Origin of the sequence: Kitasatospora sp. NPDC051170, from assembly GCF_044455705.1 — a bacterium.
Classification (GTDB): domain Bacteria; phylum Actinomycetota; class Actinomycetes; order Streptomycetales; family Streptomycetaceae; genus Kitasatospora.
In genome coordinates this window covers 106713-123972 of record NZ_JBITFA010000001.1, presented here as the reverse complement: position 1 = coordinate 123972, position 17260 = coordinate 106713, and the positions used below count along the sequence as shown (strand labels likewise).

The following is a 17260-nucleotide window of genomic DNA, read 5'->3' as shown; positions in this document are numbered from 1 at the left end:
GGATTCACCCGGTCAGCGAGTCCATGAACGAGCTGACCGAGAAGACCGCGTTGCCCGGCCCGGCCGGCCCGTACCCGGGCGGGGAGGAGAGCCCGAACTCCTCCAGCGTCCCCCGGTAGGTCTGGAGCAGCCGGATGTGGTACTCCAGCGGCGCGCCGTCGGGGTTCGCCTTGCCGAGCGGGGTGGTCGGCTCGGGGCACCAGGTGGTGAAGCGCGGCACCACGCCGTGCGACATGAAGTAGCGCAGGCCCTCCTCGGTGGAGGAGATGGCCTCGTCCACGGTGGTGAAGCCGTGCGGCGCGGCCATCTCCACGCCCGCGACGAAGTTGGGGATGACGTTCTCCGGCCCGAACACCTCGGTGGAGTCGAGGATGCGGCGGTGCCACTCGTCCCGGCCGACGTAGCGCTCCTTGCCCGGGCAGTACAGCTCGAACAGCCGCTTGTCCCAGACCTCGAAGTTGGGGTGGTAGATCCGCACGCCGTAGTCGTGGAAGCGCTGGACGTCCTCGCGCGGCAGGGCCTGGGCGACGACCTTGCCGATCCACCGGCCAGGGAAGCGCTCCTCGATGGCCCTGGCGTACTGGCCGTAGAAGTCGGCCTCGTCCTTCCCGCCGACCTGCGAGGTGATCGCCCCGCCGGTGAGGGTGTACGCCTTGGAGGCACGGGCGGTGTCGTGCTCGTCGATCAGCGCCAGTGCCTCCAGCACCTCCTCGACGGGCTTGACGCCCGTGTACGGGCGGCCGGCGGCCTTGTGCTGGCGCCAGTTGTGGTTGATGTCGCAGTACTGGCACTCCTCCTTGGCGCCGAAGTACTGGCAGACGCGGAAGACCGTGAGGTAGATCAGGTAACCCCATTGGATGGTCGGGGCGACCTCCATCACCGACTTCCCGTTGGCCAGGGTGTGCCGGTAGTAGTCCGGCATCGGCGGCAGGCCCACGTCGGCGATCCGCGCGCCGTCCAGGTAGAGCCCGAGCGTGCCGTCGTCCCCCGCGCCGACCCGGTACGGGGAGTCCGGGTTGACCCGCACCGACACCACCGTGCGGCGCAGCCCGTACGGCCCGCCGGTCAGGACGATCTCCTCCGGCGGCCGGTTGAGCGCGGCCGCGCCCAGCTCGGGAAGGGTGCGGTGGTCGAAGGAGAAGATGAAGTACGACTTCGGCTTGACCTCGCCGCCCCCGGCCCCGGAGCTGCCGCTGAGCGCGGACTCGTCGAAGGCCATGCCGCCGCGCAGCAGGTCCTCCTTGATCACCGCCTCCCTGGGCACGTCGGGGAAGCGCCCCATCAGGTCCTCGACGAGTGCGGTACGGCTGCCGGTCTGGCTCTGCATGCGCTGGTCCTCCTTCTCGGCCCCGCCACCTGCGGCGGCGCCGCCCGCCATTCTTCTCCTTCTTACACGGACGGGGATCGAAGGCCCGGGTCGGGGCGCGTCCGGATCCGCACACGCGCTGTTCTACGCGCTCACCCCGACCCGAGGGGAGAGGAGGTGCGCATTCGAACCGCCCTCGCCGCGACGGGCCCGCCGCGCCCGCGCGGGTCGGGACACGGGTGTGTGCGCCCGGTTGACGCCGCGGGGGCGTGTGGTGATGCATGACAAGGGCGTGTCCACACCTGACAGCACGAACGTTCACCTGATCGGGTGTAGAAGATCGTCCGTTGCGATGCGGAACGGCCTTTCGCGCATACGGTTGGGGACCGAGCGAGACGGGGTCCGCAGCGTGGAGTTTCCCCTCGCGGCGGGCGAGATGAGGTCCCGTCATATCTTGCGATCCTTCTCGGAGGAGGCTCCATGCCCCTGAGCACCACACCGGACTCCCCATCCGTGAGCACCACCGCTATGGAAAGGATCCTGCGCGGTCCCAGTGGACTGGGCACCTCAGGACTCCAGTTGACGGCGCCGCCCGCAGCGCCGGAGGTCGAGACCCCCGAGCCACCCGAGGCCCAGGTCGCGGAGGTTGACGTTCCCGAGGTCGAAACACCGGAAGCCGACGTACCCGAGATCGAGGCCCCGCCCGTACCGGGCCTGTACGTTCCCGGCCTCTCCGCCCCCGGTCTGCCCTTCCCCGGCCTGACCCCGCCCTCGGCCGCCGCGGCGCCCTCCGGCGGCAAGCCGAAGTCCGGTGACCCCATCCCGGGCCTCTACCACCACCCCGTCGCCGAGCCCGACCCCGTCCGCGTGGAGGCGCTCAGCCTGCGCATCAAGGCGTGGGCGATGGACGAGGTCGAGCTCTACCCGCCGGAGTGGGAGAAGGACTTCGACGGGTTCTCCACCGGGCGCTACATGGTGGCCTGCCACCCGGACGCGCCGAGCATCGACCACCTGATGCTGGCCGCCCGCCTGATGGTCGCCGAGAACGCCGTGGACGACTGCTACTGCGAGGACCTCGGCGGCTCGCCGGTCGGCCTGGGCGGCCGGCTGCTGCTCGCGCACACCGCGCTGGACCCGTTGCACACCACGCCGGAGTACCACCCGGCCTGGGAGGCCTCGCTCTCCGAGGACGCGCCCCGGCGCTCGTACCGCTCGGCGATGGACTACTTCGTCCGCGCCTCCACGCCCTCCCAGGCGGACCGCTTCCGCCACGACATGGCGCGGCTGCACATGGGGTACCTGGCCGAGGCGGCCTGGACGGAGACGGACTACGTCCCGGAGGTGTGGGAGTACCTGGCGATGCGCCAGTTCAACAACTTCCGCCCCTGCCCGACGATCACCGACACGGTCGGCGGCTACGAGCTGCCCGCCGAGCTGCACGCGCTGCCCGCCATGCAACGGGTGATCGCGCTGGCCGGCAACGCCACCACGATCGTCAACGACCTGTACTCGTACACCAAGGAGCTGTCCAGCCCCGGACTGCACCTGAACCTGCCCGTGGTGATCTCCGAGCGCGAGAACGTCTCGCGCCAGGAGGGCTATCTGAAGGCGGTCGAGGTCCACAACGACCTGATGCTCGCCTTCGAGGCCGAGTCGGCCGCGCTGGCCGTCGCCTGCCCGGTGCCGGCGCTCGTGCGCTTCCTCCAGGGCGTGGCCGCGTGGCTCGACGGCAACCACTACTGGCACCAGACCAACACGCACCGCTACAGCCTGCCCGACTTCTGGTGACCAGCCGTCGGCGGCCGTACCACCTTGTCCCGTAACCATCGCTGAGAATCCTGGAGTTGACCCGCATGTCCCTGACCGACGACCTCACCGCCAACGAGGCCGCGATCCCCGGCCCGGCGACCCCCTACCAGGGCGACATCGCGCGCTACTGGAACAACGAGGCTCGCCCCGTCAACCTGCGTCTTGGAGACGTCGACGGCCTGTACCACCACCACTACGGCATCGGTGCGATCGACGAGGCCGCGATCGGCGACCCGGCCGACAGCGAGCGCGAGAAGAAGGTCATCGCCGAGCTGCACCGCCTGGAGTCCGCCCAGGCCGACGTGCTGCTCGACCACCTCGGCGAGATCCGCGCCGACCACACCCTCCTCGACGCGGGCTGCGGCCGCGGCGGCTCGATGGTGATGGCCCACCAGCGCTTCGGCGCCAAGGTCGAGGGCCTGACCCTCTCCGTGCAGCAGGCCGACTTCGGCAACAACCGCGCCCGGGAGCTGGGCATCGGCGAGTCGGTGCGCTCGCGGGTCGCCAACATGCTCGACATGCCGATCGAGAACGGCAGCATCGCCGGCTCCTGGAACAACGAGTCCAGCATGTACGTGGACCTGCACGACCTCTTCGCCGAGCACTCCCGGGTGCTCGCGGTCGGCGGCCGCTACGTCACCATCACCGGCTGCTGGAACCCGCGCTACGGCCAGCCGTCGAAGTGGGTCTCGCAGATCAACGCGCACTTCGAGTGCAACATCCACTCCCGCCGCGAGTACCTGCGGGCCATGGCCGACAACCGCCTGGTGCCCCAGGCTGTCATCGACCTGACCCCGGACACGCTGCCCTACTGGGAGCTGCGCAACACCACCTCGCTGGTCACCGGCATCGAGGAGGCGTTCATCGAGTCCTACAAGGACGGCTCCTTCCAGTACGTGCTGATCGCGGCCGACCGCGTCTGATCCTCCGGATGCGTCCTCACGGGCGGCCTCCCCTCGCGAACTGCGGAGAGGGGAGGCCGCCCGCGCGCGTGCGCCGTGCTGTCGCCTCCGTCAGGGCATCTGCCTCCGTCAGGGCTTGCGCGGCCGGGTGAAGGTGAGGTGGGTGACCCCGCTCGGGCTGCTCACCGCCTCGACGTCGAAGCGCTCCTGGAGGTCCTCCAGGCCCGACCAGAGCCGGACGCCCCGGCCGAGCACGATCGGCACGACGGCCACGTGCAGGTGGTCGATCAGATCGGCCTCCAGGAACTCCCGGACGGTGGTCGGGCCGCCGCCGATCCGCACGTCCAGCCCGCCGGCCGCCTCCCGCGCCTGACGGAGGGCCTCCTCGGGCGTGGCGTCGAGGAAGTGGAAGACGGTGCCGCCCTCCATCTCCACGGAGGGGCGCGGATGGTGGGTGAGGATGAACGTCGGCGTGTGGAAGGGCGGCTCCTCGCCCCACCAGCCGCGCCAGGACTCGTCCTCCCAGGGCCCGCGCTGGGGGCCGAACTTGTTGCGGCCCATGATCTCGGCGCCGATGCCGGGGCCCCAGGCCGCCGCCATCGCGTCGTCGACCCCGGTGGCGCCGCCCTCCCGGCCGGTCATCCGGTGGAAGGTTCTGGTGCCGGTGAACCAGTCCACCAGCCGGCCGCCGGCGTGGCCGAAGGGCGACTCGAGGCGCTGATCCTCGCCGGTGCCGTAGCCGTCGAGGGAGATCGAGAAGTTGTGGACCCGGACCAGGGACATCGGTATTCCTCCTCTGCTCGGAAAAGCTCGGTGCTCACGCTAGCCGGAGGGTGTGACAACTCGTGACGGTCGGTCACGGCCGGGCGTGGCGGGGGCGCCCGGCGCTTCCGTGGGGCGGGATCAAGTCCTCGCCGGGTACGTCGAGTTGACCGGAGATGAAGAGTCGGTTCAGGGGCTTCCGGAGACCGGTCACGGTCGCCATCCTGTTTGACATGACCCGCACTCTACGCGCGAAGACCCGCGCCGCCGCCGTCATCGCCACCCTCGCCCTGGCCACCCTCGCACCGGTCGCCGTCGCCACCGAGGCGCAGGCGTCCGTCCAGGGCTCGGTGTGCCTGACCGCCCTCCCGGCCGAGGCCCACACCACCCTGAACCTGATCGCCTCCAACGGGCCGTTCCCGTACCCGCACGACGGCATCGTGTTCCAGAACAGGGGCACCGTGCTCCCGGCCCAGGCGACCGGCTACTACCACGAGTACACGGTGGTCACCCCGGGCGCCCCGACCCGTGGCACCCGCCGCATCATCACCGGCAAGCGGTACCACGAGGACTACTACACCAGCGACCACTACGTGACGTTCCGCACGATCAACTTCGGCTGCTGACACCCCCGGTGGGGCCCCGCGCCCGAGCCACGGCGGGGCCCCACCGCTCAGCCCAGCCGCCGCAGAGCCCCGGCCAGCCGCCGGGCCTCGCGCAGCCGTCGCTCGTACGTGGCGCCCAGCGCCAGCAGCAGCGCCCCGGCCACGGCCAGCGGCACCCAGCGGGGGAGCAGGCCCAGCACCTGTACCACCGTGGGGGCGAGTTCGTGCCCCGCCACCAGCACCAGCACCCCGCCGCCCAGCAGCAGCGGGCACTGCAACCGAAGCCGCACCCCCAGCACCGCAACCGCCAGCGCCGCCAGGCCCAGCAGCAGCGGCCGCAGCCAGTGCCCGTCCAGGAACAGCGCCCAGAGGCTCGGCAGCAGCCCGACGGCCAGCCCGGGCCCGTACACCGCCCAGGAACCTGGGGCCCGCCTTGCCGATCCCCCCGGGGCCGCGACGCCGGGGCACGCGCCTCGCCGCGTTGTCGTCGGTCGCCAATGCTCCGCAGTGGCTCCCTCCTCCGCCTTGCGATGCACGCACCCCAACGCCGCGGCCTGATCCGGGCTGATCGGCAAGGCGGGCCCGAGCCCCTCCTCGGCGAAGCGCCGCCGCCGCAGGTGGCCGAAGACCAGGGCGGCCACGGCCAGGCTCAGGCTGTACGCCTCGGGCGTGCCCACCTCCTGCCGCGCCAGCCAGATCCAGGAGGCGACGATCAGCAGCGCGACCCCGGCCGCCGGGGCGCTGCGCCGCCGGTCCGCCCGCAGGCCCACGCCGAGGGCCGCGACACCGGTCACCGCCAGCTCGAAGGAGAGCCGCCCGGGCACGTCGACGCTCAGCAGCAGGGCGAGCGCGGCCAGGCCGTAACCGGCGAACTCCACCGCCGCCGCGACGGCCGGGTCCGTACGTCCGGTGAGCCGGGCGCGGTCGGCCCGCTGCTGCCCGACTGCGGCACCACTTCCGACGGCCGCGTCCGCACGCCCCGTCAGCCAGGCCGCCACCGGCGCGGTGGCGAGGGCGACGGCGAGCACCGCCAGCAGGTGGTCCGGCCGCTCCAGCCCCGCCGTGACGGCCACCGCCGCCGCCTCCCCGCCCAGCGCGGCCACCGCCAGCGCGGCCGTGACCGCCGGCGCCGGGCGGCCCCGGCCGGTCAGCACGGCGGCGAGCGCCGCCGCCAGGGCGAGCACGACGATCGTGGACGGCCGGTCGGCCAGTGCCCACAGCAGCGCCAGCACGCCCGCGACGATCACCCCGGGGGCCAACGCAGGGCGCCGGTCGAGGAACCAGCCGCCCGCCAGCGCCAGCGCGGTGACGAACCCGACCGCCACTGCGGGCGACAGCCCGAACGCCACCGGCAGCAGCGCCAGCGCCACCGCAGCGACCCCGGAGGCCACGGCCTCCGCCGCAGCCGTCGTGGCCGCCTTCAGCCCGGACACCCGCACCGCAGCCCCGGCGGCCAGCAGCAGCCACAGCGCCGTCAGCGCCGCGCCCGGGGCCGCCTGGCTCCCGTGCGGCGGCCGGCTCCCCTCCCAGGCCACTCGCCAGTGCGCCACGGGCTCGACCAGCCCGGGCAGCAGCTGCTCCAGCGAGACCGCCGAGGTGGCGGTCAGCACCGCCCCCGCCACCGTCAGCAGCCCGACCGGGACCACCCGGCCCTCCACAGCGCCCCGCCCCAGCCGGGCGGCGCCCGCCACCACGAGCAGCACCGCCGGCGCCCCGAAGCCCACCGCGCCCCAGCCGCCCGGCAGCAGCGCCGCGCACGTCCCGCCCCCGGCGGCCACGGCCGCCAGCCCCGCCGCCCCCGCGGCGATCCGGCGGCCGTCGACGCTCAGCCCGGGGTAGCCCCGGGGCAGCGAGACGGCCAGGGCGACCAGCGCCAGCAGCCCCAGCGGCAGCCAGACACCGAGCGAAGCCTCCACCCGGCTGCCGCCACCCCGGATCGGCGCCAGGGCGAGCCCGGCGTTCAGCGAGACCTGCAGCGCGAACGCGGCGGCCGTCGCCGCCCACACCAGGCTCATCACCGCGAAGACGTTCACGACCCGCGGCGCGAGCGAGCGGACCGGGCCCCGCCGCAGGAACGCGTAGTCCAGCGCCGCCGTCGCCGCCATCGCCGTCACCGACCCGGTGACGTCACCGAACCCCGCCGCGTGCGCCGCCAGCAGCAGTGGCAGCCGCCCGAGCAGGAAGCCCGCGAACAGCGGCACCCGCATCCGCAGCAGCCACCCGTACGCCGCCGACCCGGCCGACACCACGGCCGTCACGCCCGCCCAGTACCCGGGCGCGCCCGAGCTCCCCGGCCCGAGGTGCTCCAGGCTGAACCCGTCCAGCAGGAGCAGCGCGACACCGATCCCGGCGAAGGTCTCGGCCGTCGCGAACAGCTTCCGCCACCGCAGCACCAGCGGCGCGGCCAGCGCGGCGGCGGTGAGGCAGAACAGCACCGCGGCCCGCCCGGCGACACCCAGCCGGCCCCAGCTGACCACCGTGAACACCAGCGCCGCGATGCTCACCAGCACACCGCCGAGCACCAGCAGCGCCGTCTGCGCCGAGCGCCCGGACACCTCGCCCGCGCGGGCGGCGACCGGGGGAGCGGGCCACACCGGAGCGAGCGGCGGCGCGTCCGGCAGATCCCGCAACGCCCGCAGCTGGACGAGCAGTTCCTCCCGCAGCCCCAGCAGCGTCACCCGCCGCCTCTCGGCTTCGTCGAGCCCCTTCTCCACCTGCCACAGCCGCGCCGCCACCGGCCCGCCCAACGGCAACCGGCAGGCCGGGCACCGCGCGGGCGTGCCCGGAGGCAGCGCGGCGGCGCAGTCGGGACACCCGAGCGGGGCGGGCGGCTGTCGGTCGGACGACGGGGGAACACTGCTGACCATGCCCCGGAGTCTGACGGGCGGCGCCGGGCCCGCACATGAGTAGTCGTACTCAATTCGAACACCGAGCGCCCGTGCGCCCGCGCCGATTCCACCCCGGCCCACCCGGTGCCATGCTGAGGTCATGACAGACGGAATCGCCGCGATATCCTCGCCCGACCTGCGCCAGAGCGGCGGCCGGCGGCGGGAGTTGGCCGCCGCGACGGTCGGCTCGGTGGTCGAGTCCTTCGACTGGAACATCTACGCCGTCCTCGCCACCTACTTCGCAGCCGACCTCTTCGGCCACGGAAAGAGCGGCCTCAGCGGCGTCCTCGCCGCCTACGCGACCTTCGCCGTGGGGTTCGTCGCCCGACCGATCGGTTCGTATCTGATCGGCCGGCTCAGCGACACCCGGGGACGGCGCTTCGCGCTCAGCCTCGGCATGACCGTCATCGCGGCCGCGAGCCTGGGCCTCGCCGCGTTGCCCGGCCGCGCCACCATCGGCGTCTGGGCGGCCGTCCTGGCCGTCGTCGCCCGCCTGGTGCAGGGGCTGGCCTTCGGCGGGGAGGCGCCCAGCGTCGCCGCGTACGTCACGGAGACCGCGCCGCCCCGGCACCGCTTCGCGTTCAGCGCGCTCTCCTACGGCGGGGTGATCATCGGCTCGCTGCTCTCCTTCGGCGTGCTCACCCTGCTGATCCACACCTTGGGCAAGTCCGGCCTGGAGAACGGCGGCTGGCGCTGGGGCTTCGTCGTCGCCGCCCTGCTGGGCCTCGCCGCCGTCTGGGTGCGCCGCACGGCCCCGGAGAGCGAGGAGTTCCACCGCGCCCGGGCCGAGCACGGCGACGAGCGCCCGCCCTTCCTGCGGATGCTGCGCACCCACCGCTGGGCGGCCCTCACCGTCTTCCTCAACACCCTGGGCGGCACGGTCGGTTACTACTTCGCCCTGGTCTACCTGCCCCAGTACGCCGCCGCCTACGGCGTCATCGGCAAGGAGGAGGCGGCCTCCTTCATGACGGTCGTCCTCGCGGTGGTGCTGGTCACCATGCTGCTCACCGGCGCCGCCGCCGACCGCTTCGGCCTGCTGCCCGTCGCCCGGATCGGCTTCGCCCTGCCGATCCCGCTGGTCTCCGTCCTCCTCTACGGGCTGCGCGGCGGCTGGCTGCCCTTCCAGCTCGTCGCCGTGGTGCTCGGCATGCTCGTCGCCACGGTGCTTGGCACCCTCAACGTGTTCACCGGCCTGCTCTTCCCGACCGAGGTCCGGGCCGTGGGCCTGGGCGTGGTCAACGCCGCCACCATCGCGGCCTTCGGCGGTACCTTCCCGCTGCTGGCCGAGTGGCTGGGCCACCACCACGGCCTCGGGCTGATCCCCGGGTACGTCACGCTGTGCACGGCGGGCCCGCTGGTGGGACTGTTCACGGCGATGCGGGTACCCTCCTTCGTGACCGCGATCAGGGAGGCGGGCGAGCGCGACCGTCAGCGGACACCGTGAACCGCCTGACGGACGATCACCCCCTGTGATTCAGTGGTCTGGACAAGCCGACGGGGAGGGCTTCCATGACCGACCGGACACCGCACGACCAGACACCGCACGACCAGACACCGGATACCTGGCTCACCGATGCCGGATTCGAGCTGCCGCCGCAGACCGACCTGCGCACCGACCGGGCGCACCCCGCCCGGATATACGACTACCTGCTCGGCGGGAAGACCAACTTCCCGGCGGACCGCGAGGTCGGCGACCGCGTGCTCGCCGACTGGCCCGGCGCCCGCGCCGCCGCCACCTCCGCCCGCGCGGTGATGCACCGCATGGTCCACCGCCTCGCCGAGACGCACGGCGTGCGCCAGTTCCTGGACGTCGGCACCGGCATCCCGACCACGCCCAACCTGCACGAGGTCGTCCAGCGCGTCGACCCCGCCGGCCGGGTGGTGTACGTCGACAACGACCCGATCGTCCTCGCCCACTCCCGCGCCCTGCTCACCAGCACCCCCGAGGGCCGCACGGCCTACGTCGAGGGCGACCTGCGCGACCCGGGCAAGTTCCTCAACGACCCCGCCGTCGCGGGCACCCTGGACCTTCGCCAGCCCGTCGCGCTCACCCTGATCAACATCGTGCACTTCCTCTCCGACGAGTCCGCGCACCCGCCCGTCCGCGAGATCCTCGAGGCCCTGCCCTCCGGCAGCTTCCTCGCCCTCACCGCCGGGACCTCCGACGTGACCTCCGAACGCATCCGCCAGGGCTCGCGCCGCTACGCCGAGGCCGGCGTCGAGGTCCACGCCCGCACGCGCGCCGAGTTCACCCGGTTCTTCGAGGGCCTCGAACTCGACGACCCCGGCGTGGTGCTGATCGACCACTGGCACCCGGAGCTCGGCGACGGGCCCCTCCCCGGCGAGGAGACCCCGGCCTACGGCGCCGTCGGCCGCAAGCCGTAGCCCCTTGGCAGCTTGCTGACAACAGGTCACCTGCGCGGAGTTCTCGCATGCGCACGTCATCTACAGTGCTCCGGGTCGAAACCCCCACTCGGCAGGCGGAGTTCCCATGACGATCGCACGCAGGTCCATCCTCAAGAGCACCTCGGCGGCCGGGGCCGCGCTGGTGGCGGGCACCGCGGCCGCCCAGCCGGCCTCGGCCGACAACCAGGACGAGGGCGGAGGCGGGGCCGGGGGCGACACCCCGGCGAGCCCGATGCTCAGGACCACCCCGCACCGCACCGGCACCCCCAGCGTGACGGGCCTGCACCTCCAGTTCGGCACCGACGCCTCGACCGAGATGACCGTCTCCTGGATCACCCCGGTCTCCGTCCGCCGCCCCCACGTCCGCCTCGGCGCGCCCGACGGCGGCCTCGGCCGGATCGTCGAGGCGGAGACCCGCACCTACCGCGACGACCTCGACAAGGTGGAGGTGTACGTCCACCACGCCCGGCTCACCGGCCTGCGCCCCGGCGCCACCTACCTCTACAGCGCCGGCCACGACGGCGCCAACCACGAGACCGGCAGCTTCACCACCGCCCCGCGCGGACGCATGCCCTTCACCTTCACCAGCTTCGGCGACCAGGGCGCCCCCAACCTCCGACGCCTGGTCGTCTTCCCGGACGGCATGCCCTCACCCCTCGGCAAGTACCCCGTCTACATGAGCAGCCAGGTCGGCACCCCGCACGCCGCCGACATCGTCGCCGCCGTCGAACGCGTCGGCCCGCTGTTCAACCTCGTCAACGGCGACCTCTGCTACGCCTCCTACAGCGGCCGCCACGGCCAGAGCCGCACCGCCACCTGGGCCGACTGGTTCATCAACAACAGCCGCTCCACCCGGCTGCGCCCCTGGATGCCCTGCGCCGGCAACCACGAGAACGAGCTCGGCAACGGCCCGATCGGCGCCCTCGGCTACCAGACCTACTTCACCCTCCCCGGCTCGACCGCCGACCGCGACGAGGAGACCCGGGGCATGTGGTACGCCTTCACGGTCGGCTCGGTGCGGTTCATCAGCCTCGCCAACGACGACGAGACGATCCAGATGTCCAGCGAGCGGTACATCCGCGGCTACTCCGGCGGCGCCCAACGCCGCTGGCTGGAGCGGGAGTTGCGGGCGGCGCGCGGTGACCGGGGGATCGACTGGATCGTGGTGTGCATGCACCACCCGATGATCTCCACCTCGATGCACGGCGCGGGCAGCGACCTCGGCCTGCGCGAGGCGTGGGGCCCGCTGTTCGACTCCTACGGGGTCGACCTGGTGGTCTGCGGCCACGAGCACTACTACGAGCGCTCCCACCCCGTGCGCGGCACCCTGCCCAACGACACCCGTACCCCGGTGCCCACCGGCACCGACCCGAACCTGGCCGACACCGGGCGCGGCACCGTCCACATGGTCATCGGCGCCGGCGGCAACGCCGCGACCACCCAGGACGACCTGTTCCAGACGCCCAAGAGCCGGGTGGTCGTCGGCCTGGAGGACAAGCCGGCCCCGGGCGTGCCCTACCGCGAGTCGATCTGGGTCACCGAGGACGCGCCCTGGGCCGCCGTCCAGGACCGGAAGAACACCCACGGCTTCGCCGCCTTCGACGTGGACCCCGGCGACCGGCGGGGCGGCACCACCACGATGCGGGTCACCTACTACACCTTCGACGGCCCGCACGGGGACCTCACCCCGGTGGACACCTTCACCCTCCAGCGGCGGCGGACCGACGGCTGACGGACGGCCGGGGCCGGTGTTCCGGCCCCGGCTACGCGCCCCTGCCGGGGATCAGCGCCCGCGCAGGAACCCGGTGAGCACGTCCCACCAGCTGCGCCGCGGCGCCGGGACGAAGGCGACCGGCTCGGCGACGGGCGCCGCCTCCGGTACCGGCACCGGTTCGGCGGGCGCCTCCTCCGCGGCGGGCACCTCACGGGTCCGTACGGTCCGCTCCGCCACCGTGTCCGGGTCGTCCTCGACCTCGCACGGGGTGAACTCCACCGGCAATGCCGTCAGATGGCGCGAGATCCAGGCCGAGGTCCAGACGAGGTCCTCCTCCGGCACGGCCAGGCGTACGTCCGGCAGCAGGGTGAGCAGGATGTCGATCCCCGCCTCGGCGACGTGCCGCCCCACGTCCTGCCCCGGGCACTCGTGCGGGCCCGCGCCGAAGGACAGGTGCGAGCGGTTGCCGTAGAGCGGCGCCGCGAGGTCGGGCCGGACGACCGGGTCGACGTTCCCGGCGGCCAGGCCGAGCAGCAGCAGGTCGCCCTGGCGGATCTGCTGCCCGCCCAGCTCGGTGTCGGCCGTCGCCCAGCGGCCCGCGACCAGGGACATCGGCGGGGAGTCCCACAGCACCTGGTCCAGCGCCTCGCCGAGGGTCATCTGACCGCCCGACAGGTGGGCGCGGAAGCGCGGGTCGGTGAGCACCATCTTGAGCGAGTCGGCGACCAGGTTGATGGTGGTCTCGTTGGCGGCGAGCAGCACCACCCGCAGGTGCTCCATCACCTCGTCCTCGGTCAGCCCGGCCGGGTGGGCCAGCAGGCGGCTGGTGAGGTCGTCGCCCGGGTCGGTGCGCTTGAGGGCGATGGTGCGGCGCAGACTGGCGACCACGTACTCGTTGCTGGCCACCGCCGTCTCGGTGCCCTTCATCAAGTCGCGTGCCGCGTTGACGAGTTGGGGGCCGTCGTCGACGGGCATGCCGATCAGCCTGGTCATCACCAGCATCGGCAGGTGCTCGGCGAACTGGGTGATCAGCTCGGCGCGGCCCGTCCTGCAGACCACCTGGACGAGCTCGGTGGTGTAACGCCGCACGTGCCGGCGGATACCGCGCCGGTCGAAACCGTTCAGGCCGTCCAGCAGGGCGTCGCGCAGCCGGCGGTGCTCCTCGCCGTCCGCGAACACGCAGATCGGCTGCCAGGCGACGACCGGCATCAGCGGGGAGTCCACCGGGACCTCGCCGTTGCGGAACGCCGTCCAGCGCCGGGAGTCGCGGGAGAACAGCGAGGGGGTGCGCATGGCGGTGATGTTGGCGGCGTGGCCGAGGATCAGCCAGGCCCGGTGGTCGCCGTGCAGCAGCACGGGGGCGACGTCGCCGTACTCGGCGCGCAGCTTCTCGTACAGGCCCGCCGGGTCGGTCTCGGCCTCCGGGCCGTAGAGGCGGCGCAGGCCGCCGGGGCCGATCGGGTCGACGGCGGGGCGCCCGTGGGCCGGGCAGCCCGGCGGCGGGGTGAGGGCGGCGTCGTCGCGGTACGGGGTGGTCACAGGATCTCCGAAGAAGGGGGTGGGGAAAGGCTCAGCGCGGAGCCGGTACGGCGAGGTCGTACAGGTACCGCATCAGGGTCATCAGCGTGTCCCGGCTGGACTCGCGGCTGCGCGCGTCGCAGTCGACGATCGGCACCTCGGGCGGCAGGTCGAGCGCCTGGCGCAGCTCCTCGACGGCGAAACCGGGCGCCTCGGGGAAGCCGTTGACGGCGACGACGAACGGCACGCCCCGGTCCTCGAGCCGCCCGATCACCTCGAAGCTGACCTCCAGCCGGCGGGTGTCGACCAGCACCACCGCGCCGAGGGCGCCCTCGAAGAGGCCGTTCCACAGGAACCAGAAGCGCTCCTGCCCGGGGGTGCCGAACACGTACAGCACCAGGCGGTCGTCGATGCTGATGCGGCCGAAGTCCATGGCCACGGTGGTGGCGGTCTTCTGCTCGACGCCGGTCGGGTCGTCGACCCCGATGCCGGCCTGGGTCATCGTCTCCTCGGTGGTCAGCGGGCGGATCTCGCTGACCGAGCCGACGAGGGTGGTCTTGCCGACGCCGAAGCCGCCGACGATGACCACCTTGACCGCCATGGTCATCGAGTCCGGCAGCAGGTCCTCCCGGGCCGGGCCCGCCACGGTGTCAGAGCCGCTGTAGTCCATGGATCACCGCCTCCAGGAGGGCACGGTCGGGGAGTTCGGCCCGGGGGACGGCGGATCGGGCCTCGATCCGGCCGTCGTCGAGCAGGTCGGCCAGCAGCACGGTGACCACACTGGTGGGCAGCTCCAGGTAGGCGGAGACCTCCGCCACCGAGAGCGGGGAGCGGCACAGCCGCAGGATGGCCGCGTGCTCGGGCTGCATGGTGGGCGTCGGCTCCGAGAGGGAGACGATCAGCGTGACCAGGTCGAAGACGCCCGGCCCGGACGGGCCGCTGCGGCCGCGCGTGATCACGTAGAGGCGATCCGGGCTGGGGCCGTCCCAGTCGCCCTGGTCGGCTGCCGTCATGTGCTCGCCTCACTGTGCTGGTTCACGCGACCGTTGCGCCGCACCCGACCGTGCCGGTTCACGTGACCGTGCCGGTTCACGCGACCGCTTCGGGATTGCGCGGCGGGGCGGCCAGGTGCTCGCCGATCCGCGCCACCAGGTCGCGCATCTGGTGGCTGACCAGGCCCGCGTCCACGCCCTCGTCGGCCAGCACCGCGAGGTAGGCGCGGTCGCCGGCCGACATCAGGTAGAAGTAGCCGCCGTCCACCTCGATCACCACCAGCCGCATCGCGCCGTTCCCGTGCGGGAACTGCTGCCCGACCGCGGCGGCCAGGCTCTGCAGCCCCGCGCAGGCGGCGGCCAGCCGGTCCGCGGTGTCCGGGTCCGCGCCGTACTGGGCGATCCGCAGTCCGTCCGAGGACAGCACGATGATGTGCCGTACGTACGGGACGCTGTGCGCGAGATCGTTGAGAATCCAGTCCATGTTGTTGCGGTGAGGAATCACTGCTCGCCTTTCCCTGCCGTCTCTTCACTGGTCTGACCGGACGGACCGGCGGACGGGCCGGTGCCCTTGTAGCCGTCCATGAACGCCTCCAGCCACAGACCGGGCTCCTTCTGGGGGCGGGGAGCCGGCGCGGCCGGGCCGCCCGTGGCGGGCCCGGCGGTCGGGCCGGAGGGCTGAGCGGTGCCGCGCGCGGGGGTGGCGAACCCGCCCCGGGCCACCGGCCGGCTGCGACGGCGCTGCGGCAGGCCGTTGGGGGTGCGCTCGGTGACCACGTACTCGTCGTCACCCCCGGAGGAGGCGGCGGACGCGGCGACGGCGCCGGGGGGCGGCCCCCACGGGCTGCTGGAGCCGTAGGAGGGGCCGACGCCGGCCGAGGGGCGCGAGCCCCAGGCGGGGGCCGCGTGGCGCGGCGGCTCCGGGGGCAGGGGGCGCGGGCCGGAGACGGCGCCGATGCCGTGCGCCCGGCCGGTCGGGGGAGCGGTGGTGAACATGGCCTGCGGCACGATCAGCACCGCGCGAACGCCGCCGTACGCGGAGCGGCGCAGCGACAGGTGGTAGCCGTAGGCGCGGCAGAGCCGGCCGAGGATGGCGAAGCCCAGGCGGGGGGACTCGGTGAGGTCGTCGAAGTCCTTGGAGACCATGCCGTCGCGGATCGCCCGCTCGGCGCGGCTGCGGGCCTCGTCGGTGAGGCCGAGGCCCCCGTCCTCGATCTCGATGGCGATGCCGCTCTGCACCTCGGAGGCGCTCAGGTGCACGTGGGTCTGCGGCGGGGAGTAGCGGGTGGCGTTGTCGAGGAGCTCGGCGACGGCGTGGATCAGCGGCTCGACGGCCGGGCCGCTCACCGACAGCTGCGGCACGGGGTGCAGGTCGACGCGCTGGTACTCGAGGATGCGGGACATGCCGCCGCGCAGCACCGAGTACAGCGCGATGGGCCTGGTCCACTGGCGGCCGGGGCGGGCGCCGGAGAGGACGGCGATGGAGTCGGCCAGGCGGCCGGTCAGCGCGTTGCCGTGGTCCAGGCGCAGCAGGTCGTCGAAGACGGCCGGGTCGTTGCCGTGCCGGTCCTCCATCTCGCGCAGGTCCTTGGCCTGGCGGTGGATGATGGCCTGCACCCGGCGGGCGATGTTGACGAAGGCGCGCTCGGCGGAGTCGCGGCGGCTCACCTCGTCGTCCACGGCCACGCAGACGCTCTTGGCGACGGCCCGCAGCGACTTGCGGAACGCGGGGGAGGCGGCGGAGGGGCTGTCGTACGGGCCCATCAGCTCGTCCGACTGGGTGCCGTTGCGAGTGGCAGCGACGAGCAGCGGCATGCCGTGCTCGGCCATCCGGACCACGGCCCGCTCCTGGGCGGCCACCTGTTGCCTCAACTCGTCTATCTGGCGCGCGTGTTGGTCGCGCAGCGCGGCGAGGGCGGTGCCCCGGCGGGCGGACTCGGCGGCCACCACGGCGACCAGTACGGTGCCCGTCGCCCCGCACCAGAGCACCGCGGCCCGGGCTCCGACGTCCACCAGCGCTGCGGCGACCGCCGCTGCCGCCGCCATGACGGCGGTGGGCAGCAGCCAGCCGAACAGGGGCGCGGGGCGCCGTCTGGTGGAGGGCGATCCAGCTCGATGCATGCGGGGAATCCTCAACTGATCGGGAGCGGTACGGGACGGGGCGTCGACCGGCTCCGCAGGCGTGGGCCGCAGCATAGCCAAGTTCCGGACAATCCTGACCGAATCTCAAAAATACTGCGCGACAACCGACTTGTGGCAACTCGACCGACATGTCGGGCCGTTCGCACACCTGTACCGGGAGGCCGGTCCTGGCCCCGCCCCCAAGGCTTCTCGCCCCGGCGCGCGGGCACAGGGAAG

Annotated in this window: 14 protein-coding genes; 6 read left to right on the top strand and 8 right to left on the bottom strand. The window is 73.2% G+C overall.

Going from position 1 to position 17260, the window contains the following annotated elements; genetic code table 11:
- Positions 1-4: 4 nt before the first annotated feature.
- Positions 5-1327, bottom strand: a complete 1323-nt coding sequence (locus ACIBCA_RS00595; protein WP_396280553.1) for a radical SAM protein — start codon at positions 1325-1327, stop codon at positions 5-7.
- A 459-nt stretch (positions 1328-1786) separates the two neighbouring features.
- On the opposite strand from ACIBCA_RS00595, the gene ACIBCA_RS00590 reads away from it, so the two are divergent.
- Positions 1787-3094 carry a family 2 encapsulin nanocompartment cargo protein terpene cyclase gene (locus tag ACIBCA_RS00590; protein ID WP_396280552.1) on the top strand — a complete coding sequence of 436 codons (1308 nt, stop codon included), beginning with the start codon at positions 1787-1789 and terminating at the stop codon, positions 3092-3094.
- Positions 3095-3159: 65 nt separating this feature from the next.
- Positions 3160-4038, top strand: coding sequence for a geranyl diphosphate 2-C-methyltransferase (locus ACIBCA_RS00585; RefSeq protein WP_396281212.1), 879 nt, complete (start codon positions 3160-3162; stop codon positions 4036-4038).
- A gap of 108 nt (positions 4039-4146) precedes the next feature.
- Here the strand turns inward: ACIBCA_RS00585 and ACIBCA_RS00580 are convergent, their stop codons facing one another.
- Positions 4147-4800, bottom strand: coding sequence for a dihydrofolate reductase family protein (locus ACIBCA_RS00580; protein ID WP_396280551.1), 654 nt, complete (start codon positions 4798-4800; stop codon positions 4147-4149).
- 212 nt (positions 4801-5012) lie between these two features.
- Here ACIBCA_RS00580 and ACIBCA_RS00575 point away from each other — a divergent pair, with 212 nt between their 5' ends.
- Positions 5013-5405 (top strand): ribonuclease domain-containing protein, encoded by a 393-nt coding sequence (locus ACIBCA_RS00575; protein ID WP_396280550.1) that lies wholly within the window; start codon positions 5013-5015, stop codon positions 5403-5405.
- Positions 5406-5452: 47 nt separating this feature from the next.
- Here the strand turns inward: ACIBCA_RS00575 and ACIBCA_RS00570 are convergent, their stop codons facing one another.
- Positions 5453-8251 (bottom strand): SCO7613 C-terminal domain-containing membrane protein, encoded by a 2799-nt coding sequence (locus ACIBCA_RS00570; protein WP_396280549.1) that lies wholly within the window; start codon positions 8249-8251, stop codon positions 5453-5455.
- Between the two features lie 121 nt (positions 8252-8372).
- Here ACIBCA_RS00570 and ACIBCA_RS00565 point away from each other — a divergent pair, with 121 nt between their 5' ends.
- The 3 genes from ACIBCA_RS00565 to ACIBCA_RS00555 all read left to right on the top strand — a co-directional run bounded on the left by ACIBCA_RS00565 (position 8373) and on the right by ACIBCA_RS00555 (position 12410).
- Complete coding sequence (locus tag ACIBCA_RS00565) at positions 8373-9716, top strand: MFS transporter (RefSeq protein ID WP_396280548.1); 1344 nt, start codon at positions 8373-8375, stop codon at positions 9714-9716.
- Between the two features lie 65 nt (positions 9717-9781).
- Positions 9782-10657, top strand: a complete 876-nt coding sequence (locus ACIBCA_RS00560; protein ID WP_396280547.1) for an SAM-dependent methyltransferase — start codon at positions 9782-9784, stop codon at positions 10655-10657.
- A 106-nt stretch (positions 10658-10763) separates the two neighbouring features.
- Positions 10764-12410, top strand: a complete 1647-nt coding sequence (locus ACIBCA_RS00555; protein ID WP_396280546.1) for a purple acid phosphatase family protein — start codon at positions 10764-10766, stop codon at positions 12408-12410.
- A gap of 51 nt (positions 12411-12461) precedes the next feature.
- On the opposite strand, the gene ACIBCA_RS00550 is transcribed toward ACIBCA_RS00555, so the two are convergent.
- From ACIBCA_RS00550 to ACIBCA_RS00530, 5 genes are all read right to left on the bottom strand, one after another.
- Complete coding sequence (locus tag ACIBCA_RS00550; protein ID WP_396280545.1) at positions 12462-13931, bottom strand: cytochrome P450; 1470 nt, start codon at positions 13929-13931, stop codon at positions 12462-12464.
- Between the two features lie 31 nt (positions 13932-13962).
- On the bottom strand, positions 13963-14580 hold the full coding sequence (locus ACIBCA_RS00545) for a GTP-binding protein (protein WP_396280544.1): 618 nt from the start codon (positions 14578-14580) through the stop codon (positions 13963-13965).
- Positions 14561-14923, bottom strand: a complete 363-nt coding sequence (locus tag ACIBCA_RS00540) for a DUF742 domain-containing protein (protein WP_396280543.1) — start codon at positions 14921-14923, stop codon at positions 14561-14563. The genes ACIBCA_RS00545 and ACIBCA_RS00540 overlap by 20 nt, the downstream gene beginning before the upstream one ends.
- Positions 14924-14999: 76 nt before the next feature.
- Positions 15000-15386: a roadblock/LC7 domain-containing protein gene (locus ACIBCA_RS00535; RefSeq protein WP_199823280.1), complete on the bottom strand. Its 387-nt coding sequence runs from the start codon at positions 15384-15386 to the stop codon at positions 15000-15002.
- 17 nt (positions 15387-15403) lie between these two features.
- A complete protein-coding gene (locus ACIBCA_RS00530) occupies positions 15404-17023 on the bottom strand; it encodes a sensor histidine kinase (protein WP_396280542.1) in 1620 nt (539 codons plus the stop codon).
- Between the last annotated feature and the right edge of the window lie 237 nt (positions 17024-17260).